22 protein-coding genes are annotated in these 22,206 nt (G+C 73.3%); 14 read left to right on the forward strand and 8 right to left on the reverse strand.

Annotation, left to right across the window (positions count from 1 at the left end):
• Positions 1 to 36 precede the first annotated feature (36 nt).
• From efeB to HFV08_RS17325, 3 genes are all read left to right on the forward strand, one after another.
• Positions 37 to 1,332 carry an iron uptake transporter deferrochelatase/peroxidase subunit gene (gene efeB, locus HFV08_RS17315; protein WP_168540517.1) on the forward strand — a complete coding sequence of 432 codons (1,296 nt, stop codon included), beginning with the start codon at positions 37 to 39 and terminating at the stop codon, positions 1,330 to 1,332.
• 89 nt (positions 1,333 to 1,421) lie between these two features.
• Entirely contained in the window at positions 1,422 to 2,378 is a 957-nt protein-coding gene (efeU, locus tag HFV08_RS17320) for an iron uptake transporter permease EfeU (RefSeq protein ID WP_168540519.1), read from the forward strand.
• Complete coding sequence (locus HFV08_RS17325) at positions 2,263 to 3,255, forward strand: SCO2278 family lipoprotein (RefSeq protein WP_512700959.1); 993 nt, start codon at positions 2,263 to 2,265, stop codon at positions 3,253 to 3,255. The genes efeU and HFV08_RS17325 overlap by 116 nt, the downstream gene beginning before the upstream one ends.
• 33 nt (positions 3,256 to 3,288) lie before the next feature.
• Here the strand turns inward: HFV08_RS17325 and HFV08_RS17330 are convergent, their stop codons facing one another.
• Together HFV08_RS17330 and HFV08_RS17335 are read right to left on the reverse strand one after the other, a co-directional pair.
• On the reverse strand, positions 3,289 to 4,017 hold the full coding sequence (locus HFV08_RS17330; RefSeq protein WP_168540521.1) for a bifunctional DNA primase/polymerase: 729 nt from the start codon (positions 4,015 to 4,017) through the stop codon (positions 3,289 to 3,291).
• Between the two features lie 371 nt (positions 4,018 to 4,388).
• On the reverse strand, positions 4,389 to 5,072 hold the full coding sequence (locus HFV08_RS17335; RefSeq protein ID WP_168540523.1) for a TetR/AcrR family transcriptional regulator: 684 nt from the start codon (positions 5,070 to 5,072) through the stop codon (positions 4,389 to 4,391).
• A 176-nt stretch (positions 5,073 to 5,248) separates the two neighbouring features.
• Between HFV08_RS17335 and HFV08_RS17340 the strand changes: the two genes are divergently transcribed.
• A complete protein-coding gene (locus HFV08_RS17340; protein ID WP_210430436.1) occupies positions 5,249 to 5,461 on the forward strand; it encodes a DUF6243 family protein in 213 nt (70 codons plus the stop codon).
• Positions 5,462 to 5,507: 46 nt separating this feature from the next.
• Here HFV08_RS17340 and HFV08_RS17345 read toward each other — a convergent pair whose 3' ends face one another.
• On the reverse strand, positions 5,508 to 6,524 hold the full coding sequence (locus tag HFV08_RS17345; RefSeq protein WP_168540525.1) for a small ribosomal subunit Rsm22 family protein: 1,017 nt from the start codon (positions 6,522 to 6,524) through the stop codon (positions 5,508 to 5,510).
• 245 nt (positions 6,525 to 6,769) lie between these two features.
• On the opposite strand from HFV08_RS17345, the gene HFV08_RS17350 reads away from it, so the two are divergent.
• Positions 6,770 to 7,726 carry an endonuclease/exonuclease/phosphatase family protein gene (locus tag HFV08_RS17350; RefSeq protein ID WP_168540811.1) on the forward strand — a complete coding sequence of 319 codons (957 nt, stop codon included), beginning with the start codon at positions 6,770 to 6,772 and terminating at the stop codon, positions 7,724 to 7,726.
• 57 nt (positions 7,727 to 7,783) lie between these two features.
• Here the strand turns inward: HFV08_RS17350 and HFV08_RS17355 are convergent, their stop codons facing one another.
• Complete coding sequence (locus HFV08_RS17355; protein ID WP_312885667.1) at positions 7,784 to 8,950, reverse strand: serine hydrolase domain-containing protein; 1,167 nt, start codon at positions 8,948 to 8,950, stop codon at positions 7,784 to 7,786.
• The gene (locus HFV08_RS17360; protein ID WP_168540527.1) at positions 8,908 to 10,335 is read right to left on the reverse strand and encodes a multidrug effflux MFS transporter; all 1,428 of its coding nucleotides are present in this window, start codon (positions 10,333 to 10,335) and stop codon (positions 8,908 to 8,910) included. The genes HFV08_RS17355 and HFV08_RS17360 overlap by 43 nt, the downstream gene beginning before the upstream one ends.
• Positions 10,336 to 10,436: 101 nt before the next feature.
• Here HFV08_RS17360 and HFV08_RS17365 point away from each other — a divergent pair, with 101 nt between their 5' ends.
• Entirely contained in the window at positions 10,437 to 11,450 is a 1,014-nt protein-coding gene (locus HFV08_RS17365; protein ID WP_168540529.1) for a Gfo/Idh/MocA family protein, read from the forward strand.
• A 53-nt stretch (positions 11,451 to 11,503) separates the two neighbouring features.
• Here HFV08_RS17365 and HFV08_RS17370 read toward each other — a convergent pair whose 3' ends face one another.
• Positions 11,504 to 12,526 (reverse strand): GlxA family transcriptional regulator, encoded by a 1,023-nt coding sequence (locus tag HFV08_RS17370; protein WP_168540531.1) that lies wholly within the window; start codon positions 12,524 to 12,526, stop codon positions 11,504 to 11,506.
• Positions 12,527 to 13,066: 540 nt separating this feature from the next.
• Here HFV08_RS17370 and HFV08_RS17375 point away from each other — a divergent pair.
• The 8 genes from HFV08_RS17375 to HFV08_RS17410 all read left to right on the forward strand — a co-directional run bounded on the left by HFV08_RS17375 (position 13,067) and on the right by HFV08_RS17410 (position 20,582).
• A complete protein-coding gene (locus HFV08_RS17375) occupies positions 13,067 to 14,434 on the forward strand; it encodes a preATP grasp domain-containing protein (RefSeq protein ID WP_168540533.1) in 1,368 nt (455 codons plus the stop codon).
• Positions 14,431 to 15,735 (forward strand): type III PLP-dependent enzyme domain-containing protein, encoded by a 1,305-nt coding sequence (locus HFV08_RS17380; protein ID WP_168540535.1) that lies wholly within the window; start codon positions 14,431 to 14,433, stop codon positions 15,733 to 15,735. The genes HFV08_RS17375 and HFV08_RS17380 overlap by 4 nt, the downstream gene beginning before the upstream one ends.
• 115 nt (positions 15,736 to 15,850) lie before the next feature.
• A complete protein-coding gene (locus HFV08_RS17385) occupies positions 15,851 to 16,132 on the forward strand; it encodes a phosphopantetheine-binding protein (protein ID WP_168540537.1) in 282 nt (93 codons plus the stop codon).
• A gap of 12 nt (positions 16,133 to 16,144) precedes the next feature.
• Entirely contained in the window at positions 16,145 to 16,963 is an 819-nt protein-coding gene (locus tag HFV08_RS17390) for a hypothetical protein (RefSeq protein ID WP_168540539.1), read from the forward strand.
• On the forward strand, positions 16,960 to 17,598 hold the full coding sequence (locus HFV08_RS17395; RefSeq protein WP_168540541.1) for a holo-ACP synthase: 639 nt from the start codon (positions 16,960 to 16,962) through the stop codon (positions 17,596 to 17,598). The genes HFV08_RS17390 and HFV08_RS17395 overlap by 4 nt, the downstream gene beginning before the upstream one ends.
• Complete coding sequence (locus HFV08_RS17400) at positions 17,595 to 18,092, forward strand: hotdog domain-containing protein (RefSeq protein WP_312885668.1); 498 nt, start codon at positions 17,595 to 17,597, stop codon at positions 18,090 to 18,092. The genes HFV08_RS17395 and HFV08_RS17400 overlap by 4 nt, the downstream gene beginning before the upstream one ends.
• Before the next feature lie 82 nt (positions 18,093 to 18,174).
• A complete protein-coding gene (locus HFV08_RS17405) occupies positions 18,175 to 19,614 on the forward strand; it encodes an MFS transporter (protein WP_168540543.1) in 1,440 nt (479 codons plus the stop codon).
• Positions 19,611 to 20,582: a 3-oxoacyl-[acyl-carrier-protein] synthase III C-terminal domain-containing protein gene (locus HFV08_RS17410; RefSeq protein WP_168540545.1), complete on the forward strand. Its 972-nt coding sequence runs from the start codon at positions 19,611 to 19,613 to the stop codon at positions 20,580 to 20,582. The genes HFV08_RS17405 and HFV08_RS17410 overlap by 4 nt, the downstream gene beginning before the upstream one ends.
• Positions 20,583 to 20,741: 159 nt before the next feature.
• Here the strand turns inward: HFV08_RS17410 and HFV08_RS17415 are convergent, their stop codons facing one another.
• Together HFV08_RS17415 and HFV08_RS17420 are read right to left on the reverse strand one after the other, a co-directional pair.
• Positions 20,742 to 21,122 (reverse strand): VOC family protein, encoded by a 381-nt coding sequence (locus HFV08_RS17415; protein WP_040254104.1) that lies wholly within the window; start codon positions 21,120 to 21,122, stop codon positions 20,742 to 20,744.
• 250 nt (positions 21,123 to 21,372) lie between these two features.
• Positions 21,373 to 22,140, reverse strand: coding sequence for an SDR family oxidoreductase (locus HFV08_RS17420; protein WP_168540547.1), 768 nt, complete (start codon positions 22,138 to 22,140; stop codon positions 21,373 to 21,375).
• Positions 22,141 to 22,206 lie beyond the last annotated feature (66 nt).

The following is a 22,206-nucleotide window of genomic DNA, read 5'->3' on the forward strand; positions in this document are numbered from 1 at the left end:
GGCCGCGTCCTTCGCAGGGAGCAGGAAGAGAGCACCATGACCGGCAGCAACTCCGCCGCGGGGCAGGGCCCGGAGGCCGAGGAGACGGGCAACTCCGGTAAGCCGTCCCGGCGTTCGCTGCTGGGCTGGAGCGGGGCCGGCCTCGCGCTCGGTGCCGCGGCGGGCGGCGGCGCGGTGGCCCTGGTCCAGGACGGCGAACAGGCGGCCCCGGCCGCCGAGTCGGGCGCGGCGGTGGACTTCCACGGACCGCACCAGGCCGGGATCGCCACCCCCGTGCAGGACCGGCTGCACTTCGCCGCCTTCGATGTGAAGACCGGGGACCGGGCCGAGTTCGTCCAGCTGCTCAAGGACTGGACGGCCGCCGCGGCCCGGATGACCGCCGGGCACGCGGTGGGCGAGGGCGCCTACGGCGGGCTCGCCGAGGCCCCGCCCGACGACACCGGCGAGGCGCTCGGCCTCCCGCCCTCCCGGCTGACCCTCACCCTCGGCTTCGGCCCGTCCCTCTTCGCGAAGTTCGGCCTCACCGACCGGCGTCCGAAGGCCCTGGTGGACCTGCCGAAGTTCCCCGGCGACAACCTGGACCCGGCCCGCGGCGGCGGCGATCTGTGCGTCCAGGCCTGCGCCGACGACCCGCAGGTGGCGGTGCACGCGGTGCGCAACCTCGCCCGGATCGGCTTCGGCAAGGTCGCGGTGCGCTGGTCGCAGCTCGGCTTCGGCAAGACCTCCTCGACCACGCCGAGCGCCCAGACCCCGCGCAATCTGATGGGCTTCAAGGACGGCACCCGCAATATCGCGGGCACCGACACCGCCCGGCTCGCCGAGCACGTCTGGGCCCGGGCGGGCGACGGCGCCCCCTGGATGGCCGGGGGCTCCTACCTCGTCGCCCGCCGGATCCGGATGAACATCGAGACCTGGGACCGGACTTCGCTCCAGGAGCAGGAGGACGTCTTCGGGCGGGACAAGGGCGAGGGCGCCGCGGTCGGCAAGGCGCGCGAACACGAGGAGCCCTTCCTCAAGGCGATGAAACCCGACGCCCATGTACGGCTCGCGCACCCCGACTCCAACGACGGCGCCACCCTGCTGCGGCGCGGCTACTCCTTCACCGACGGCACGGACGGCCTCGGGCGCCTGGAGGCGGGGCTGTTCTTCCTCGCCTACCAGCGCGACGTACGGACCGGGTTCATCCCGGTGCAGCGCCGCCTGGCGCGGGCCGACGCGCTCAACGAGTACATCCAGCACGTCTCCTCCGCGGTGTTCGCGGTGCCGCCCGGGGTGCGGGAGCCGGGCGACTGGTGGGGCAGGACGCTGTTCACCGCGGACCGGCGGGACTGACAACGGATGCCGGAGCAGAGGGAGTTCAGGGCCCGGCGGGACGAGATGAGCGGAGGCCGGCGACAGGGCCGGCGACACAGGGAGCACGCATGTTCGCCAACTATCTGATCGGCCTGCGCGAGGGACTCGAAGCCAGCCTGGTCGTCTGCATCCTCATCGCCTACCTGGTGAAGACCGAGCGGCGGGACGCCCTGCGGCCGGTCTGGGCCGGGATCGCGGTCGCCGTGCTGCTCGCGCTCGGCTTCGGCTGCGCGCTCACCTTCGGCTCCCAGGAGCTGACCTTCGAGGCGCAGGAGGCGCTCGGCGGTTCGCTCTCCGTCGTGGCGGTGGTCCTGGTGACCTGGATGGTCTTCTGGATGCGGCGCACCGCCCGGCATCTCAAGGCCGAGCTGCACGGAAAGCTGGACGCGGCCCTGCAGATGGGCACCGGCGCCCTGGTGCTCACCGCCTTCCTCGCGGTGGGCCGCGAGGGCCTGGAGACCGCGCTCTTCGTCTGGGCCTCGGTGCGCGCCTCGGGCGACGGCACCCACGCCCCGCTGCTCGGCGTGCTGCTCGGGCTGCTCAGCGCGGTGGTCCTCGGCTGGCTCTTCTACCGGGGCGCCGTCCGCATCAATCTGGCCCGCTTCTTCACCTGGACCGGCGCGATGCTGGTGGTGGTCGCCGCGGGTGTGCTCGCCTACGGCTTCCACGACCTCCAGGAGGCCCGCTTCCTCGGCGGTCTTCAGAACAAGGCCTTCGACATCAGCGGGACCCTGCCGCCGGACAGCTGGTACGGCACCCTCCTCAAGGGCGTCTTCAACTTCCAGCCCGACCCGACCGTCCTCCAGGTCACGGTGTGGACGCTGTACCTGGTCCCGACGCTCGCCCTGTTCTTCGCCCCGGTAGGGTTCGGGCCCGGGAAGGGGAAGGTGACGGGAGTCGATGAGCAAGGTGCGCAGGGTGGGCCGGGTCGCGGCGGCAGCGGCGACGGTGACGGCGCTGGCCATGACGGCGAGCGCGTGCGTGACGGTGCACGGGGAACGGGAGATCATCCCGTCGGCGACTGAGGGCGAGGCCGCGGCCGCGCTCGAGGAGTTCACCGCCGCCTACAACAAGGCGGACAAGGAGTTCGACCCCTCCCTGGACGCGGGGTACGTCACGGGACCGCTCGGCGCGATCAACCAGGCGGGGCTGAAGGCGAAGCACAAGAACCACCCCGACGGCAACGAGCGGCACGCCCCGCTGAAGCTGACGGACGCGAAGTTCACCATCCCCAAGCAGGCGGGCTGGCCGAAGTTCTTCCTCGCCGACACCGACTCCAACCGGGACCGCGACGACAAGTCGGCCTACGACAACCGCTGGTTGCTGGTCTTCACCCGTACCGGCGCCGACGCCACCTGGAAGGGCACCTATCTCTCCCTGGTCGGCCTGGACGAGGTGCCCCGGCTGAAGAAGGACTCCGAGGGGCTCGCCGAACCGGTGAAGCCCGCGGATGCCGCCCTGCTCGCCCAGCCGCGCCGACTCAGCGGCGCCTACACGGAGTTCCTCGGCAAGAAAGGCGCCGAGGAGACCTTCGCCCCCGGCTCGCACACCACCCGCTGGCGCGAGAACCGGGCCAAGTCCGCGTCCAGGATGGGCTATTCACGCCAGTACATCGACCAGCCGATGACCGAAGGCGCCTTCGCCCCGCTCGGCCTGCGGACCGTGGACGGCGGCGCCCTGGTCTTCTTCTCCACCCACCACTACGAGAAGACCACCGCCGCCAAGGGCCTGGACCTGCGGCTCACCGAGGACCAGAAGGCGATGATGACCGGCGAGGCGAAGCAGTCGGTCACCCTGGAGCGCGTCTCCAACCAGTCGGCCGTGGACCCCGCCAAGGGCGGCAAGGGCAAAGTGGACATCCTCGGCCGCATCGAGGGCCTGACCGGCGCCCGCGGCGAGTAGCGGGGCGCCGCCGCGGGCCGGGAGCGGTCGCGCTCAGCGGCGCGAGGGCCAGGGCGCGGCGTCCTCCGCGTAGGAGTCGCCCACATGCCGGGCGCAGGCGTCGGTGAGCGCTTCGAGCAGGGTCAGCGGGTCGGGGAGCGGATGCTCGGGGCCGCGCAGCCACCGTACGTCCCGCTCGCCGGGCAGCCGCGCGGGCGGCAGCAGGACGTAGGAGCCCCGGCAGTGCCAGCGCAGTCCGGGGTGCTCGTCCATGGTCTCGGGGTGGCAGTCCAGGGCGCAGGGCCACCACTCGTCCTCGTCCTCGGGGGTGCCGCGGGTGGCGGTGAAGAAGAGCATGCGGTCACCGCCTGACTCGGCGACCGGGCCGACGTCGATCCCCTCGGAGAGCAGGCGCTCCAGGGCTTCGGCGCCCGCGGCGAGGGGCACGTCGAGGACGTCGTGGACCATGCCCGTCGCGGTGATGAAGTTGGCCTCGGGGTCGGCCAGGGCCCAGCGCTCGATCTGCGCCCGGTCGGTGGTCGACTGGGTCTGCCAGGCGAAGGAGACGGGGTGCTGGCCCGGGGTGGGACAGCCGATGCGCTCGCAGGAACATCGGAATCCGGCGGGATGCGCCGCGGGGGCTATCGGCATCCCGGCGGCGGCCACGGCGAGCAGCAGCGCCTCGCGCTCCTCACCCGGTACCGCCTCGTCCTCCTTGGGGCGGCGGCCTCGTAGCCACTGGGAGATCCTGCTCTGCCCTCGGCGGCCGAACTCAGCGCCCATGCATCCCCTCGCCTCGTCGTGGAAGCCCACAGATACCTCCCATGGTCGCACCATCCGATGCCTGGGGTGGCCACAGTCCGCTTCCGGTCCGTACGGGAAGAAGTACACCCCGGGGAGTTGGCGCACTATGACAGGAATCGCCCGCTATCGCTGTCATCGGGGTCACATCTGTGCACCGGCCGCCGGTCCGCCGGCCGGGTCCCCACGTCAGGACCCCGGGGTGACGGCGTCCCGACAAGGAGGAGGGCCCGGAGCGGGGCGGGGTTGCCCGGCGAGGCGGCCGGGTTCTTACGATTCCCTGACGGCTCGCCGCCCGCCGCGCGCAGGGGGCGGGGCGGACCGGGCCGCCGGGAGTCGGCGGCCGCCGGGGGTCAGCGGGGCGAGAGGCCGCCGAGGGCGTAGTCGACCAAGGTGTCCGTGTACTCGTGGGTCAGCGGCCCCGACCGCTGGAGCCACCGCTGGGCGAGCGGCGAGACGAAGAGCTCCAGGGCGATACGGGGATCGACGTCCCTCCGTACCTGCCCTTGCTCCTGCGCCGACTTGAGCCGCTCCACGTACAACTGCAGCTGCGGTTCGAGGAGTTGGGTCACGAAGGTACGGCCGAGCTGCTCGTCCACCACGCCCTGGGCGGCCAAGGCCCGTGCGGGCGCCTCGAATCGGGGATCGAGCATCTCGTCCACCGTGGCACGCAGCACCAGCTTGAGGTCCGCCGCCAGGTCGCCGGTGTCCGGGAAGACCCACTCCTCGCCCAGTTCCTCGGCGGCCCGCTGGGACAGATCGAGGAAGGCCTCAAGGAGCACCTCGCCCTTCGACGTCCACCAGCGGTAGATCGTCTGCTTGCCCACCCCGGCCCGCGAGGCGATCGCCTCGATCGTGGTCCGCGGATAGCCGACCTCTCCCACCAGCGCCAGCGCGGCATCGTAGATGGCGCGGCGCGAGCGCTCGCTGCGCCGGGTCGAGTCGGGCGCCGGCCGGCCCGGAGCCTGGTTGCCGGGCGTGGTCCGCGGCGGGGTGGCGGGCTGGTCGGGCACGGGGGCGGAGGAAGTCGGGGACATACCGCGAATCTACCCCCCACCGAGCCCGGCGAGACGCACCGTCTCAATTCACTGGACAGGACACCGCCGCCGCGCGCACAGTGGAGGCCATGGAGAACGAGACGATACGTCTCGACTCCCCTGCCACCCCGCGCTCGCGGCCGTGGCCCGCAGTCCACCAGTGGAGGTGAGACCCCATGGCCCGCAAGGGAAACATGCTGGGCGTCGGAGGCACCCGCAACAAGCTCTCCCGAGGCGCCCTGCGCGGAAACGGCCGCGGCCCCGGCTTCTCCGGTCAGGACCCCCAGACCCAGAAGCGCGAACTGCTGCGGAAACTCCAGGAGCAGCGGGGCGAGGGACGGCAGACCGGCGAAGCCGAGTCGGCCCCGGAGACCGAGACGGAAGGCTAGGTGGACGGCCTCGGCCCCGGCCCGGGGGCCTGGGCCGGATGAACCCTCACTCCTCGCCCGGCTGCTCCCCCGGCGGCCAGCCGTCACCCCAGTCGATGTCGCGGGCGGCGCGGTAGAGCGGCCCCTGCCGCTTGGTCACCGTCCTGCGGCGCAGCCCCGGCTCGCGCTCGCACAGGTCGAGCAGGACCTGCCCCTTGCGGATCTGCGGCTTGCGCACCACCCGCGCCCCGACCGGGTCCACCGGGAAGCGGGTGGCCGCGACATAGCTGAACTTCTCGTCCTCGTACGCGAGGGTGCCGCCCTTGACCTGCCGGTGCAGGGAGGTGCGGCTCAGCCGTACCGAGAAGTGGCACCAGTCGGTGCCCGGCACGATCGGGCAGTCGGCGGCGTGCGGACAGGGCGCGGCGAGGTGGAACCCGGCGCCGATCAGCTGCTCGCGCGCCTGGAGGATCCGGGCGTACCCCTCCGGCGTGCCCGGCTCGACGACGACCACGGCCTGCCCCGCCCCGGCCGCCGCGCGCACCGCCGACTCCCGGTCGGCGTCGGTGAGTTCACCCAGTACATAGGAGAGGGTGACCAGCTCGGCGGGCGGGACCTCCAGGCCCGTGCCGATCCGGGCCCGCCGCCAGGCGGTCTCCGCCAGCGGCGCGAAGTGCCCGGCGAGTTCGCGGCCGAGCGCGAGCGCGGGCTCCGCCCAGTCGAGCACGGTGACGGGCCGCCGCCCCTCCCAGGTGGCGTTGACCGCCCAGGTGGCGGCGCCGGTACCGCCACCGAGGTCGGTGTGCGAGGCGGGCCGCCACTCGGGCGCCACCGCGGCCAGCGCCGCCAGCGCGGAACGCACCGCCTCGAAGGTCGCGGGCATCCGGTACGCGGCATAGGCGGCGACATCCGCCCGGTCCCGCAGCACCGGGGCACCGGTCGGGGTCCGCCCCCGATAGCTGGCGATGAGCCGGTCGACCGCCTGCGCCGCCTGCCGGGGCGGCAGCCCGTCGAGCAGACCGGCGAGGGCGACGCGCAGCGCGTCGGCGGGGGCGCCGTCGGTGGCGGCGAGAGCGGCGTTCACCTGGGAGATCTTAGGGGGCCGCGCGGGGTGGGCGGTCCCCCGGTGGCACAGGGGGCCGCCCGCGTGCCCGTACCCGCTCCGGAGCGGCGGGGCGGGCCCGGGTGAGCCCGCGAGGGGTACCCGCCCGACGTTCTCCTCCGTGGGCCAGAACCGTTGTCCCCTCCCTCCTCGTCCTCCACGGCAGAGGCCGGAGGAACGGCCCGAGGGAACGGAACGGGAGACCAGTGGACCGGTCGCGCAGCGATATGTTCTCCGCGCTCAAGGCGGCTCTCCCCGGCTGCTTCCGGCGCGGCCGGGTGCTCGCCGTCCTCGCTGTACTGACCGCCGGGCTGCTCCTGTTCCCCGGGGCCGTACCCAACCGCGTGGGTCACCTCGGCAGCCTGCTCGAAGCCTTTCTGCCGTGGCTCGGGCTGGTGGTCGTGGTGTTGTCCGCTCTTGCGCTGCTGCGGCGTTCGGCGCTCGCGCTGGTGGCGCTGACGCTGCCGGTGGCGGCCTGGGCGTACCAGTTCGGCGGGCTGCTGCTGCCCGGGCCGGGGGCCGGTTCGGGAGAGCTGGTGGTGGTGCAGCACAACGTCAGCGACACGAACCGTGAACCGGCTGCGACCGCACGGGAGTTGGCCCGGGCCGAGCCGGATCTGCTCGCGCTCGAAGAGCTGGTGGCCGAGGATCTGCCGGTCTACGAGAGGACGCTCGCCCGGGACTTCCCGTACCACGCGGTGCGGGGCACGGTCGGTCTGTGGTCGCGGTATCCGCTCGCCGAGGTGCGCCGCCTGGACATCAAGCCCCGGGCGGTGGAGGAGGGTTGGCGCCGGGCGCTGCGGGCGGAGGTGCGGGTGCCGGGCGGTGCGGTAGCCGTGTATGTGGCGCATCTGCCCTCGGTGCGGGTCGGGGCGGGCGGTCTCGCCTCCTCCTGGCGGGACGAGAGCGCCGGGCTCCTGGGGAAGGCGATCGGGGCCGAGCGGCTGCGGCGGGTGGTGCTGCTCGGTGACCTCAACGGCACGGTGGACGATCGCGGCCTGGACCCGCTGACCTCCCGACTGGGCGTGGCCCGGCGGGGCTTCGCCTTCAGTTTCCCGGCCCGCTTCCCGGTGGCCCGGATCGACCAGGTCATGGCCCGCTCGGCGACGGTGCGCCACATCCGCACCCTGCCGGCCACCGGCAGCGACCATCTCCCGGTCGCCGCGCGGATCCGTCTCGGCTGACGGGCTCTCACCTGTTGAGGGCTGACGCACCCTCAACCGCCTTGACCAGCAGACGCGTTACACCACCCCCCGCGCCAACTGCGTACCGGCAGCCGCCCGTGGGCCGTTGTCCGGTGGGGTGCGGCGCGGGTGGACGGTGTTGGCGAGCAGGACGAGGAAGGTGTCGCTGGCGGGGTCGAGGACGAGGGAGGTGCCGGTGAAGCCGGTGTGTCCGGCGGCGCCGCGGCCCGCGAGTTCGCCCATGAACCAGGGCTGGTCGATGCCGAAGCCGAGGCCGGGGGCGGAGAGCATCAGCTCGACGTAGTCGGGGCCGAGGATGCGGGCGGTGCCGTAGGAGCCGCCCGCGAGGAGGGTGCGGCAGAAGACGGCGAGGTCGCGGGCGGTGGAGAAGAGGCCCGCGTGGCCCGCGACGCCGCCGAGCGCCCAGGCGTTCTCGTCGTGCACCCGGCCGCGCAGCATGCCCCGGTCGGCCTTGGCCCAGGGCCGCCGCTGGTCCTCGGTGGCCGCCGCCTCGGGGCGGGGGCCGAAGCCGGTGGCGGTCATGCCGAGGGGCCGCGTGATGCCCTGGCGTACCAGCCGGTCCAGGCCGCGCCCCGTCATGCGTTCCAGGAGGTGCTGGAGCAGCAGCATGTTCAGATCGGAGTAGCGGTAGGCGCCGCCGGGCTCGCTCACCGGTTCCTCGCGGCGGAGCGCTTCGAGACGGGCGGGGGCGTCCGGGCAGTCGTACAGCGGGAGTTCGGGGCGCAGTCCCGAGGTGTGGGTGAGGAGTTGACGTACCGTCAGCTTGTGTCGGGCGGCGGCACGGAAGTCCGGCAGATAGGCGGAGAGGCGGGCGTCGAGGCCGAGGGTGCCGCGTTCGAGCTGCTGGACGGCGGCGAGCGAGGTGAAGAGCTTGGTCAGCGAGGCCAGGTCGAAGGGGGTCTCGGTGCGCATCGGCACCCAGGCGTCCCGGGGCAGTTCGACGGGGCGGCCCGCGCTCTCGTCCCAGGCCGCGTAGCGCGAGGCCCAGCCGGAGGCGTCCTCGGCGGCGATCACCGGGCCGCGGCCCGCGAGCACGACCGCGCCCGCGCACCAGGGGCGGGGGCCGCGGTGCAGGGCGCGGACGTCGGCGACCAGTTTCTCCACGGCCCGGGGGTCGAGCCCGGCGCGTTCGGGCCCGGCGAGGCGGAGGCGTGCGGTGCTCAGCGGGCCACCTCCTGCCGTGGTGACCGCCAGGGGCGGCACAGTCCGAGGTAGCTGCCGATGGCGGCGAGGACGCAGCCGAGCTGGACCAGGGTCATCGGCAGCGCGGTGTCCTCGCCCGCGACCCCGGCGAGCGGGGAGAGCAGGGAGCCGAAGAGGAAGGCGGAGGTGCCGAGCAGGGCGGAGGCGGAACCGGCGGAGTGCGGGGTGCGCAGCAGGGCGAGGGCGTTGGTGTTGGGGGAGGTGACGCCCATGGCGGAGACCATCACGAACAGGGCGAGGACGAAGGGCACCAGACCGGTGTCCCCGAAGGCGCCGGAGACCAGCGCGATCAGGGCGAGGGTGGCGAGCAGGCTGACACCGAGGCCGCAGGCGAGCACCTTGTCGAGGCTGACCCGGCCCACCAGGATCTTGCCGTTCACCTGGCCCATGCCGATCAGTCCGACGGCGTTGAGGCCGAAGAGCAGGCTGAAGGTCTGCGCGGAGGCACCGTAGATCTCCTGGATGACGAAGGGCGAGGCGCTGATGTAGGTGAAGACCGCGCCGAAGGCGAATCCTCCGCAGATCATGTACCCGGTGAAGACGCGATCCGCAAGCAGGCCGCGGATGGCGCGCAGGGACTGGCCGACGCCCCCGGAGTGGCGGCGTTCGGGCGGCAGGGTCTCCGGGAGCGCCCGCCAGGCGAGCAGGGTCAGCCCGAGGCCGACCGCGGTGAGCAGGACGAAGACCCCGCGCCAGTCGGTGAGCCGCAGGACCTGGCTGCCGACCAGGGGGGCGACGATCGGCGCGGCCCCGGAGATCAGCATCAGGGTGGAGAAGAACCGGGCCATGTCCATGCCGTCGTAGAGATCGCGGACCACCGCGCGCGCGATGACCACGCCCGCGGAACCGGCGAGCCCCTGGATCAGCCGGAAGACGGTGAGCGAACCGGCGGTCGGCGCGAGGGCGCAGGCCGCGGTGGCGAGGACGTAGAGGACGAGGCCGGTCAGGAGCGGGCGGCGGCGGCCCCAGCGGTCGCTGAGCGGGCCGATCACCAGCTGTCCGAGCGCGAGTCCGGCGAGGCAGGCGGTGAGGGTGAGCTGGACGGTGGCGGCGGAGGTGTGCAGGGAGTCGGTGACCTCGGGCAGCGAGGGCAGGTAGAGGTCCATCGACAGCGGCGGTACGGCGCTGAGGCCGCCGAGGACGAAGGTGACGAGGAGCCCGGTGCGGCGGGCAGCCTTCGGAGCGGCCCCGCCGCCCGCGGTGGGTGCGGGTTCCGGTCCGGCCGCGGGGCCGGTTTCGGCCACGGGGGTCCGGGGGCCCGGGACGGCGGCCGGGTCCCCGGTGTCCGGGCCCGGGGCGCCGGTGGTGGCCGCGGGGCCGGGCGGCACCCCCGCTATGTGACCCTCGGCCGAACGCTCCCCCGTGCCCTGGTCACGTCCCCGCATCTGCCCTCCCCGGTTCTCGCCAATGGTGCTTATCCTCTCAGTTCGACGACGGTGGTCGAGACCAGTAGCGGCGGAGGCTCCGCCGCGGGAGAGGGCTCCGAATGGAACGCGTGCGCTGGGGCGTACTGGCCACGGGCGGTATCGCCGCCCACTTCACCTCGGGCCTGCTCGACTCCCCCGGGGCGGAGGTGGTCGCGGTGGGCTCCCGCAGCGAGGAGTCGGCGCGGGCCTTCGCGGACCGCTTCGGCATCGAGCGGGCCTACGGGGACTGGGCCTCGCTCGCCGCCGACGCGGAGGTCGACGTGGTCTACGTCGCCACCCCGCACTCGGCGCACCGGGCCGCGGCCGGGCTGTGCCTCGAGGCCGGGCGGGCGGTGCTGTGCGAGAAGGCCTTCACCCTCAACTCGCGGGAGGCCGAGGAGCTCATCGCGCTGGCGCGCTCGGGCGGCCGCTTCCTCATGGAGGGCATGTGGATGTACTGCAATCCGCTGATCCGGCGGATGCGGGAGCTGATCGCGGACGGGGCGATAGGCGAAGTCCGCACCGTGCAGGCCGACTTCGGGCTCGCCGGGCCCTTCCCCGCCTCGCACCGGCTGCGCGATCCGGCCCAGGGCGGCGGGGCGCTGCTCGACCTCGGGGTCTACCCGGTGTCCTTCGCGCACCTGGTCCTCGGTGAGCCCGAGCAGGTCACGGCGAGCGCGGTGCTCTCCCCCGAGGGCGTCGACCTGCGGACCGCGATGCTGCTCTCCTGGGCGGGCGGCGCGCAGGCGCTGCTGCACTGCGCGGTCGACTCCGGTACCGGGGTCACCGCCTCGGTCACCGGCTCCGCCGGGCGGATCGACCTGCCCGCGGGCTTCTTCCACCCGGAGCGCTTCGTGCTGCACCGCCCGGGCCGCGAGCCCGAGGAGGTGACCTCGCCCGAGGCCTCGGCCCTGCCGCGCGACAGCATGCGGCACGAGGCGGAGGAGGTGATGCGCTGCCTGCGCGCGGGCGAGCTGCAGTCGCCGCTGGTGCCCTGGGAGGGCACGCTCGCGGTGATGCGCACGCTGGACGCGGTGCGCGAGCGGACCGGGGTGCGCTATCCGGCGGATCTCAGCCCGGCGCCCGCGAGTTGAGCCGACCGTTCAGGGGTGCCCGGCGGATCGGGCCCTGATCCGCCGGGGCCCGCCTACGACCCGGCCGGCCGGCACTCCGGGCGGGCGCGGGGTTCGGCGGGGCGGTGCCGGAAGGTCCTGCGGTAGGCGCCGGGGGTGACGCCGAGGGCGGCGCGCAGCCGCTGGCGCAGGGTGGTGCCGGAGCCGAATCCGGCCTCGGTGGCGACCTGTTCGATGGGCAGGCAGGTGGTCTCCAGGAGTTGCCGGGCGCGGGCGATGCGCTGCTGGAGGATCCACTGCGCCGGGCTCACCCCGGTCTCGTCGCGGAACCGGCGGGTGAAGGTGCGCACGCTCATCCGCCCGTGCTGGGCGAGGTCGGGCAGGGCGAGCGGCTCGCCGAGGTGGTCCAGGATCCACTGCCGGGTGGGCCCCGTGGTGGCGCCCGAGGTCTCCGGCACCGGCGCCTCCACGAACTGCGCCTGCCCGCCCTCGCGCCAGGGCGGCACCACGCAGCTGCGGCTGGCCCGGTTGGCGACCGCGCTGCCGTGGTCCTTGCGGACGATGTGCAGGCACAGGTCGAGTCCGGCGGCGCCGCCCGCCGAGGTGAGGATGTCGCCGTCGTCCACATAGAGCACGTCGGGCAGCAGCTGCACCCGGGGGAAGAGGGCGCCGAAGCGCTGGGTGTACGCCCAGTGGGTGGTGGCCGGGCGGCCGTCGAGGAGCCCGGCGGCGGCGAGCACGAAGGAGCCGGTGCAGATGGTGACGAGCCGGGTGTCCGGGGCCGCTCGGGTCAGCTCGCGCAGCAGGGCGGGCGGCAGCGTGCCGTCGGTGAGCGCGGACGAGCCGGTCGGGGTGGGGATGACCAGGGTGTCCGCCCAGGCCAGGCGCTCGGTGCCGTGGGTCGGGCGGATGTCGTAACCGGTGCTGGTGGCCACCGGGCGGGCGCCCAGCGAACAGGTGGCCACCTCGTACAGCGAGCGGCCCATGGGGTCGGTCGCCGCGGGGAAGACGCGCTCGGCGATGCCCAGGTCGAAGGGGGTCACGCCGTCCAGCGCGAGGACGGCTACCCGGTGGGGGCGGAGGGTCTCTCCTGACATGGCCCAGTCCCTTCGTTTTTTGGCCCGCTTTTTCTGGCATGCGGGCAGGAGAATGCGGCAGTCTTCTCGGCAGAGGAAATGAACGTGAACCTGCCGGGCGGCAGGAAAAGCACATGAGCCTTCCCGGCGATGACATTCCCGACCATCAGCGACGTCCGCTCCCGCACATCACCGCGGGACCTCCGGACGCACTCGGTGCAATCCGAACCCGGCGCCTCTACTTCACTCTTCGCGGCATGGACGCATACCTCGCTCCGCCCCCTCGGGCGGGGCGACGCACATGAGCGGAGAAAAAAACCTTCCGACCGTTTCCGGTGGTGCGGAAGGTGCTGCGGCTCACCGCACAAGACATTCCGATACCCCCGTGGCACATCCCCGTTTTCGCTTTTCCGTCCGGCGGCTCCCGGACCGTCAGGGAGCTACCCGGACCGGAACACCGACATTCTCCGCGGAGGATCACTTCACCAACGTGGCTCATTTTATGGCCAGTTCGCGTCGGCAGAACAAGGGACGTCAAGAGGAATGAGGACTTCTTCACCCATGTCCAGCTATCTGCGCACCATGAAAGAGAGCGTTTCCGGAGACCCGAATGCTGTTTTCGTCTTCCTCTGCAACTTCGAGGTCGAACGGCGCTGGGCGCAGAGCTACACCGGACTGCCGGGCCCGCAGGTCTCCGGCAGCGACGAGACCGTGCAGCGCCTGGAGGAACTCGGCGCGCTGCTCGGCGCCGAGGGCGACTACCTGCTGCTGCGGAGCCCGCTCGACCCCGGCTTCCGCGCCTACGCCGAGGGGCTCGGGCTCGCACCGCCGAGCGAACTCGTCCCGGAGAACTTCCCGGAGGGGGCGAGCACCAGCGCCGCGGTGCTCGGCTCGCCGGTGCTGCTCGACCGGCTGCGCGCACTCGGGCGGGCCGGGGCCCATCTGATGCCGATGGGCACCTCCGCCGACGAGCAGAAGATCGCCGAGATCACCGGACTGCGCCTGGCCGGGGCCGACGCGGACCGGGCGGAGAAGGTCAACAGCAAGATCTACAGCCGCCGGATCACCGAGCAGCTCGGCCTGCGCACCATCCCCGGCGCCTGCTGCGAGAGCGTCGACGAGCTGGCCCGCGCGCTGGACACCGGGCTCGCCGCCGCCCCCGCCGTCATCGTCAAGGAGGCCTACGGGGTCTCCGGGCGCGGCCTGATCGTGCTGCGCGGCCGCACCCAGGCGGACCGGCTGCTCCGCATGGTCCGCCGCCGCGCCGAACGCACCGGCTCGGACCGCCTCGATGTCGTCGTGGAGCACTTCCTGCCGAAGCGAGCCGATCTCAACTACCAGTTCACCGTCGGCCGGGACGGCGGCGTGCACTTCGACTTCGTCAAGGAGGCGCTCACCGAGAACGGCATCCACAAGGGCCATCTGATGCCCTCCCGGCTCGACCGGGAGCAGATCGCGGACCTGGAGAAAACCTCTCTCGCGCTCGGCCGCCGGCTGTTCGAGGACGGATTCTTCGGGGTCGTCGGAGTGGATGCCCTTCTCGGCGAGGACTCGTTGGTCTATCCGGTCCTGGAGATCAACGCCCGGCTGAACATGTCGAGTTATCAGGGGCGCGCCACCGAGGCGCTGTCCCGGCCGGGCGGCGTCGTCCTCGCAAAGCACTATCCGCTGCGTCTCGAACGCCCGCTGACCTTCACGGAAATCCACGAGGCACTACAGGGTTTCCACAGAACCGGTACCGAAGACACCGGAATTCTCCTCACCTGCTTCGCCACCGTCAACGCTCAGGCCGCCGCCGCGACCGGTCCCTTCGACGGCCGCCTCTACACCCTGCTGTTCGCACCCGACCGGGAACGGCTCGGAAAACTCGACCACGGCGTGACCGAACGGCTCGGCGCCCTCACCGCGCGGAAAGGAAACCCCCGATGAGCCAGGAAGAATACGTACCCGGCAGCCCGGTCGACGAGGAGGAAAGGAGCTTCCAGGGAATTCCCGTCTCGGCGATCGCCGAGGAGTTCGGCACCCCCGCCTACGTCTACGACTCCGCGGTGCTGCGCGAGGGCTACACGCGGCTGCGCGGGCTGCTCCCGGCCGCCGTCGACATCTTCTACTCGCTCAAGGCCAACCCCAACGTCAGCATCTGCGGCGTCCTGAACCGCCTCGGCACGGGCGCCGAGATCTCCTCCCTCGTCGAACTGCGCACCGCCCTGCGGGCCGGGGTCTCCCCGCGGGACATCATCTTCCTCGGCCCCGGCAAGACCACCGCCGAGCTCGAAGCCTGCCTGGACGCCGGGATCCACGCCGTGGTCTGCGAGTCCCTGGAGGAGCTGCGGCTGCTCGACCGGCTCGCCGAGGACCGCGGGCTCGCCGGGGTGGGCGCGATGCTGCGGGTGAACCCCGAGTTCCACACCAAGGGCTCGGGCCTCGCCATGGGCGGCAAGCCCCGCCAGTTCGGCATCGACACGGCCCTGCTGCGCGCCGCCGCCCCCACCCTGGCCGGACTGCGGGCGGTACGGGTGCGCGGACTGCACGCCTATATGGGCACCCGCTTCCTCAACCACGCGGACGTGGTGCACAACACCGCCGAGATCCTGCGCACCTCCGAGGAGCTCGCCCGGGAGCTGGGCGTCACCCTGGACACCCTGGACTTCGGCGGCGGTCTCGGCATCGCCTACTTCGACAACGAGAAGGACCTCGACGTCGAGGCGCTCGCCGCCGGGCTGCGGGAGGTCGTCGAGCCCTTCGCCGCCCGCTTCCCCGACTGCCGGCTGATCATGGAGCTGGGCCGCTTCCTGACCGCGCCCGCCGGTACGTACGTCACCCGCGCCCTGTACGTGAAGGAGTCGATGGGCGAGCAGTTCGTGGTCGCGGACGGCGGCACCAACCACCACATGGCCGCGGTCGGCATCGGCAGCTTCGTCAAGCGCAACTTCCCCATCGCCTCGCTGACCCGCTACCACGCCGCCGCCACCGAGGAGTACACCCTCGCCGGACCGCTCTGCACCCCCAACGACGTCATCGGCAAACGCGTGGCCCTGCCGCCGGTACGGGCCGGTGACCTGATCGGCGTGGAGCGCTCCGGCGCCTACGGGCCCAGCGCCTCCCCGGTCAACTTCCTCAGCCACGGCCACCCCGCCGAGGTCCTGGTCCACGAGGGCCGCGCCCGGCTGATCCGGCGCCGCGCCACCGTCGACGACCTCCTGGAACCGCAGCGGCTCATCGACCTGTGAGGACGCCGCCGCCCTGAACACCCGTACCGGGCAGCCGAGTCGGCGATGCCCGCACCGCACCACCCGTACCGCACCCGCCCGTTCACCGCACCCACACCACAGGAGCACCCGCATCATGCAGCGCAACGAGGCCGTCACCGCCATCGAGTCCGCCCTCACCGAGGTCCTCGAACGCGAGGTCAGCGGCACCGAGGAGAGCGCCCGGCTCTTCGAGGACCTGCATCTGGACTCCACCTCCGTACTCGAACTGCTCATGTCCCTGGAGGACTTGGTCGGCATCGAGGTGGACCCCGACGAGCTGGACGCCGACGACTTCCGCACCGTCGGCACCCTCACCGACTTCCTCCTCACCGCCAAGGGCAGCCCGGCCGACGAGCCGCTCGCCGCGCGCGGCTGAGCGGGGCCCGGCATGCCGCACCTCACCGCCACCCGGCACCTGGTCTCCCCGCCGCCCGCGCCGCCGCCCGAGATCCCCTATCTGGTCCGGTACCACCAGGACCTGGTCCGGCCGTTCGGGGCGGAGGTCGACCCCGGGCGCTGGTCGGCGGGCCCCCAGGTCGGCTTCCCGCAGCTGGTCGACCACCTCCTCGCGGCGGCGGACGGCGAGAAGCTGGACCCCGATCTGATCGTGCTCGCCTACGCCCTGCCCGATCTGCACCCCTTCGTGACCACCGCCTCCTACCTCAACCACCGCCTCGGCAACCGGGCCCGCAGCTTCGCGGTCTCCGAACAGGGCCTGCTCGCCCCGTTCACCGCGCTGCGGATCGCCGCCGCCCACCAGCGCGGCGGGCGCGGCACCCGCGCCCTGATCGCGGTCCTCGAACAGACCTCGCTGCCGGTGTACGACCCGCTGGCGCACGACACCGGGCTCGTCGACTCCGCGGTCCTGCTGGCCGTGGACGCCGAGGGGGACGGCCACCCGCGGGTACTGCGCAGCGGCACCGAGGGCCAGCACCTCGGCGGGCTCGGCGCGGTCCTCGCGGAGGCACCGGCCGGGGCCCGGCTCCTGGTCACCGGCGCCCGCACCGAGGTGCCCGAGACCCCGGGGGTGGACGTCCACCGGGCCCGCCCCGACACGTACTGCACCGGCGTCTGGCTGGAGCTCAGCCGCCGACTGCCCGAGTGGCGCGAGCGGTACGACACCCTGGTCCTGCACGACGCCGACCCCCGCTCGGGCGCCCGCGCCACCGCCGTACTCGACCTGACCGGCACCGGAGGACCGGCATGACCCAGGCCCCGCCCCTGCCTCGGGTCCGCGAGCCGGACGCCGCGCCGGGACCGCCGCCCGCCGCCCCGGCGCCGGGCCTCGGCACCGACCTGCTCCGGCTCGACGAGGTCGACGCCCTGCTGCGGCGGCCGTGGCTGACCCGCTTCCTGTACGCCGAGTCCGAACTCGCCCTGGCCGCGGGCCTCGGACCGGCGCGCAGACGGGAGTTCCTCGCGGGCCGCTTCGCCGCGAAGGAGGCCGTGCTGAAGGTCCTGGACTGCGGGCTCTTCGGTCCGGTGCGGCCACGCCACATCGCGGTGGACCGCGCCGCCTCGGGCCGCCCGCTGCTCCGCCTGACCGGCAGCGCGGAGGCACGCCGCCTCGAACTCGGCCTGGGGGCACTGTCCCTGAGCATCAGTCACAAACACGACCTGGTCTTCGCCGTCGCCTTCGCCGTCCCCGTCCCCGTTCCCGCCCCCGTTCCCGTCCTCGCGGACGGTGGCCGGCCGGAACCACCGGGCCCGCCGGATCGGCAGGAGCAGCGGGACCCGCTCGGTCGACTCGACCCGCTCGACCACCTCGACCGGGTCGATGAACTGGACGAACTCGATCAGCTCGATCAGCTCGATCAGCCGGAAAGGAGCACCCCCTCGTGACCACCGCCCGTACCCCCGCCCCGCCGACTCCCCCGCCCGCCGTTCCCGCGCCCGTGCCCGTGCCCGCGAGCGAGCCGGCAGCCACCGACGAGGCCGGGCCGAGCGTCACCCTGCGGGTGCGCATCGGTGCCGGCGAGGCGCACTACGGTGGTGAACTCGTAGCGGGCGCACGGGTCTTGGAGCTGTTCGGCGATGTGGCGACCTATCTGACCATCCGCACCGACGGCGACGAGGGGCTGCTGACCGGATACAGCAGCGTCGACTTCACCGCCCCCGTGCGCGCCGGGGACTTCCTGGAGGTCACCGGCACTGTGCGGCACCGCGGACGGCTGCGCCGCACCATCGCCTTCGAGGCGCGCAAGGTGGTCGCCGCCCGCTACGAGGAGGGCGCCAGCAGCGCCGTCGTCCTCACCGAACCGCAGGTGGTCTGCCGGGCCACCGGGACGAGCGTCGTCCCGGTGGCGAAGGCCAGGGCCGCCCGACGAGCCGGATGACCCGGCGGCCCGGCCCGCGCCCGCGCGGCGGGGGCCGGGCCGCCCGTGGTCGTCCCCGCCACCGGCCGATCAGGAAGCACTGATGGACAAGCTCGACACCACCGCACCCGACACCCCCACCGAGACCCCCGACCCCGCGCCGCCCGCGCCCGCCGCCAACAGCCCCCGCCCGCGCGGCACTTCACGCCTGCCCTGGGTGTGGATCGTGCTCGGCGTGTCCTTCCTCGCCCTCACCGGCGCCTCCGGCTTCCGCGCCGTACCCGGCGTCATGATGGACCCCCTGCACGCCGAGTTCGGCTGGAGCCACGCCTCCATCGCCACCGCGGCCTCCGTCAACATGGTGCTCTACGGGGCCGTTTCGCCGTTCGCCGCCTCCTGGATGGAGAAGTACGGCATCCGGCCGGTGGTCAGCACCGCCCTGCTGCTCATCGCGGTCGGCAGCGCCCTGCCCACCGCCATGGGCGCGTCCTGGCAACTCACCCTGTACTGGGGCGTGTTGGTGGGCACCGGCAGCGGGGCGGTCGCGCTGGCCTTCGTCGGGACCGTCACCAACCGGTGGTTCGCCGAGCACCGCGGCCTTGTCACCGGGGTGCTGACCGCCGGGAGCACCGCGGGGCAGCTGGTCTTCATGCCGCTGCTGGCCTGGCTGGTGGAGCACACCGGCTGGCGGCTCGCCTCCTTCACGGTGGCCGCGGCCGCCATCGGGGTCATCCCGCTGGTCCTCTTCCTGCTGCGGGAGCACCCCCGGGACGTCGGCCAGCGCCCCTTCGGCGCATCCGGGGAAGAAGCGGCGGCCGACGCGGTCGGCACGGCCGGGGCGAAGGACCCCGAAGTCGCCCCCGCCCAGGCCGACTTCAACCCCCTGGGCGTCACCGGCCCCTTCCAGGTGCTGTGGCGGGCCGGCCGCGGGCGAACCTTCTGGATGCTCTTCGGCGGCTTCGCGATCTGCGGCGCCACCACCACCGGCCTGGTCCAGACCCACTTCATCCCGGCCGCGGGCGACCACATGATGCCCCAGACCACGGCCGCCGGACTGCTCGCCATGGCGGGCATCTTCGACCTGATCGGCACCGTCGCCTCGGGCTGGCTCACCGACCGCTTCAACCCCCGGGTCCTGCTCTTCGTCTACTACGGGCTGCGCGGCGGCTCGCTGCTCGTGCTGCCCTCGCTCTTCGACCGCAGCGCGACCCCCAGCATGCTCCTCTTCGCGATCTTCTACGGGCTCGACTGGGTGGCCACCGTCCCGCCCACGCTCGCCCTGTGCCAGGAGCGCTACGGCGCCGCCTCCGCGGTCGTCTTCGGCTGGCTGTGGACCGCGCACCAGGTCGGCGCGGGCGCCGCGGCGATCCTCGCGGGCGCGGTCCGCGACGAACTGGGCGACTACGCCTCGGCCTGGTACGGCGCCGGAGCCCTGTGCCTGCTCGCCGCCGTGATGGCGCTGGCCATCGGGCGCCGGGCCCCGAGTACCCCCGACCACGGCGGGCCGGGCACCGGCGCGCCGACCACCGAGGAGACCGTGTGAACCGCATCGCCACCGTGGCAGCCGTCGAATCCTTCCTGCCCGAACGCTCGTACGCCATCGAGGAGTTGGCCGAGCCGCTCGGCCTCAAGCGCGCCCAGGTACGGCTGCTGCGGAAGGTGCACGGACTGCGCCGGCTGCGCCTGGATCCGGACGGCGGGCTCCTCGACCTGGTGCTGCCCGCCGCCCGCCGCCTGGTCGCCCAGGTGCCGGACCCCACCGACATCCGCTATCTGCTCTATGTGCACTCCACCCAGGAGGTCACCCCCTCCCACCTGGACGCGGCCACGCTGATCCGGGACGCGCTCGGCCTGGAGCACGCCGCCTCCTTCGCGCTGACCCAGCAGAACTGCGCCACCGGCCTGGCCGCGATCGACCTGGCCGGACTGCTGCTCGACGACGACGGCGACCCCTACGCCCGCGCCCTCGTCGTCACCGGCGACAAGGCCTTCACCCCCGGCAACCAACTCCTCTACAACAGCGGGGCGTTGATGGGCGAGGCCGCCGCCGCCCTGCTCGTCGCCCCGCAGGAGGCGCCCGGCGACCGCGTCCTCTCGTACGCCACCAGGACGATGGGCCAGTACGCCGCCGGGGTCCTGATGTCCGTGGAGCAGTCCCGGGAGTACGGCAGGGACGGGGCCCGCGCGCTCGCCGAGGTGGTGCGGGAGGCGGTGGAGGAGGCCGGGCTCACCCTCGCCGACATCCACCGGGTGATCCCGCACAACGCCCCGATGAACGAGACCGTCGCCCTGCTCGGCATCGACCCGGAGATGGTCTATCTGGACCAACTCCCCGAGTACAGCCACTGCTTCGCCTCGGACGTCTTCGTCAACCACACCGAACTGCGCGCCACCGGCGGCCTGGAGCGCGGCCGCCACTACGTGTACGTCGCCTCCGGACTCGGCGCCACCTACTCGGCGATGGTCTTCCAGCACGGCGCCGAGGCCCTGCGCCCGGCCGCGGTGGCCTGAGCCTCCGGCCCCGGAACCGCCCCGCGTGCCCGGCACCCCGGCCGGGCACGCAAACCGGCCGCCCGCCTCCTCGGGTTCTTGGAGGAGGCGGGCGGCGGAACGCGGCGACGGTCGGCCGATCACGACCACCCGGGGGCGGCGCGTCACCGGCGAGAGGCGTCAGAGCGGCGCGAGACGCGTCCTGAGCAGGCAGAACTCATTGCCCTCGGGGTCAGCGAGGACATGCCAGGACTCCTCGCCGGTCTGGCCGACGTCGGCCCGGCGCGCACCGAGCTTCAGGAGGCGTTCCAGCTCGGCGTCCTGGTCGCGGTCGGTGGCGTTGACGTCGATGTGCAGCCGGGGCTTCCCGGGCTCCGGCTCGTCCCTGCGGCTGAGGACGATCGTCGGCTGCGGGCCGCCGAAGCCCTCGCGCGGGCCGATCTCCAGGCTGCCGTCCTCCTCGCGGTCGAGCACCACGAAGTCGAGCACCTCGCACCAGAACCGCGCGAGGAGCTCGGGATCGCGGCAACCGAGGATGAGCTCACTGATGCGGCATGCCATGGACGGACCTTCTCTCACCGTGGGGACTGCCGGGGCGCCCGCGCACAGCTCTCCGGGGCTCCCAGCAGCGAGGAAACTCCCGCGACGGTACCCGGCGGGGCGAGGGGTGACGAATGATTTCCGTCCCTCCCGGAGCCGGTCCACCGGGCGGGGGCGCGGGGCCGCGCCACCGGCCGTACACCCCGCCTCCCGAGGGGCCGCCAACTCCGCTCGCCCGTACGGGACTTGACGACCAGCGCCCCGCCCCGGCTCAGCGGATCTGCTCGGTCGGCCGTACGAGGATCTCGTTCACCGCGGCGTGGCGGGGCCGGGTCACCATGAAGACGACGGCGGCGGCGACGTCCTCCGGCTGGAGGAAGCCGTAGCCGCTCGGGCTGCCCGCGTCGGGGGCGTACTTCCGGCGGGCAGTGGTCAACTCGGTGACCACGATGCCGGGTTCGACCAGCCCGGCCCGTACGTGCGCGGGGGCGAACTCCTGCCGCAGGGCCTCGGTGAAGGCGCCGACGGCGTGCTTGGTGGCCGCGTAGACATTGCTGTTCGGGCCGGGCACCCGGCGCCCGCCGACCGAGCTGACGGTCACCAGGTCGGCGATGCCCCGCTCGCCCCCGGCGGCCCGCACCAGGTGGGGCAGCGCGGCGTGGGCGGTGTTGAGCACGCCGTTGACGTTGACCTCGACCATGGTGTGCCAGTCGCTCAACTCGGCCTCCAGGGCGGGACTCCAGACACCGGTCCCGGCGTTGTTGACCAGGATGTCGATGCCGCCGCCGTCCTCGGCCGCCGCGTCGACCGCGGCCCGTACCGCCTCGGCGTCGGTGACATCGGCCTCGTAGGCGCGGGCCCGGCCGCCGTCGCGGGCGTTGAGGGTCTCGGCGAGGCGGGTCAGCCGGTCGTGGCGCCGGGCGAGCAGGGCGACGTCCGCGCCCTCGGCGGCCAGCGCCTCCGCGGTCGCGGCGCCGATGCCGCTGGAGGCGCCGGTGACCACGGCGAGGGAACCGTGCAGCGGGGAGCCGTTCAGCATGGTGCGGTGCCGATCTGTCGTAGGGCCGCGACGGCCGGGCGGCCGCCCCGCGGCAAGGGTTCCACG

The sequence above is a fragment of the Streptomyces physcomitrii genome (assembly GCF_012273655.1).
Classification (GTDB): domain Bacteria; phylum Actinomycetota; class Actinomycetes; order Streptomycetales; family Streptomycetaceae; genus Streptomyces; species Streptomyces physcomitrii.

Excerpts from the sequence above, each read along its gene's own strand:
- HFV08_RS17375 (WP_168540533.1), top strand. The coding sequence starts at position 13,067 with ATGTCCAGCTATCTGCGCACCATGAAAGAGAGCGTTTCCGGAGACCCG.
- HFV08_RS17405 (WP_168540543.1), top strand. The coding sequence starts at position 18,175 with ATGGACAAGCTCGACACCACCGCACCCGACACCCCCACCGAGACCCCC.
- HFV08_RS17335 (WP_168540523.1), bottom strand. The coding sequence starts at position 5,072 with ATGTCCCCGACTTCCTCCGCCCCCGTGCCCGACCAGCCCGCCACCCCG.
- HFV08_RS17370 (WP_168540531.1), bottom strand. The coding sequence starts at position 12,526 with ATGTCAGGAGAGACCCTCCGCCCCCACCGGGTAGCCGTCCTCGCGCTG.
- HFV08_RS17390 (WP_168540539.1), top strand. The coding sequence starts at position 16,145 with ATGCCGCACCTCACCGCCACCCGGCACCTGGTCTCCCCGCCGCCCGCG.
- HFV08_RS17330 (WP_168540521.1), bottom strand. The coding sequence starts at position 4,017 with ATGGGCGCTGAGTTCGGCCGCCGAGGGCAGAGCAGGATCTCCCAGTGG.
- HFV08_RS17360 (WP_168540527.1), bottom strand. The coding sequence starts at position 10,335 with ATGCGGGGACGTGACCAGGGCACGGGGGAGCGTTCGGCCGAGGGTCAC.
- efeB (WP_168540517.1), top strand. The coding sequence starts at position 37 with ATGACCGGCAGCAACTCCGCCGCGGGGCAGGGCCCGGAGGCCGAGGAG.
- HFV08_RS17340 (WP_210430436.1), top strand. The coding sequence starts at position 5,249 with ATGGCCCGCAAGGGAAACATGCTGGGCGTCGGAGGCACCCGCAACAAG.
- HFV08_RS17395 (WP_168540541.1), top strand. The coding sequence starts at position 16,960 with ATGACCCAGGCCCCGCCCCTGCCTCGGGTCCGCGAGCCGGACGCCGCG.
- HFV08_RS17350 (WP_168540811.1), top strand. The coding sequence starts at position 6,770 with ATGTTCTCCGCGCTCAAGGCGGCTCTCCCCGGCTGCTTCCGGCGCGGC.
- HFV08_RS17420 (WP_168540547.1), bottom strand. The coding sequence starts at position 22,140 with ATGCTGAACGGCTCCCCGCTGCACGGTTCCCTCGCCGTGGTCACCGGC.
- efeU (WP_168540519.1), top strand. The coding sequence starts at position 1,422 with ATGTTCGCCAACTATCTGATCGGCCTGCGCGAGGGACTCGAAGCCAGC.
- HFV08_RS17380 (WP_168540535.1), top strand. The coding sequence starts at position 14,431 with ATGAGCCAGGAAGAATACGTACCCGGCAGCCCGGTCGACGAGGAGGAA.
- HFV08_RS17365 (WP_168540529.1), top strand. The coding sequence starts at position 10,437 with ATGGAACGCGTGCGCTGGGGCGTACTGGCCACGGGCGGTATCGCCGCC.
- HFV08_RS17415 (WP_040254104.1), bottom strand. The coding sequence starts at position 21,122 with ATGGCATGCCGCATCAGTGAGCTCATCCTCGGTTGCCGCGATCCCGAG.
- HFV08_RS17385 (WP_168540537.1), top strand. The coding sequence starts at position 15,851 with ATGCAGCGCAACGAGGCCGTCACCGCCATCGAGTCCGCCCTCACCGAG.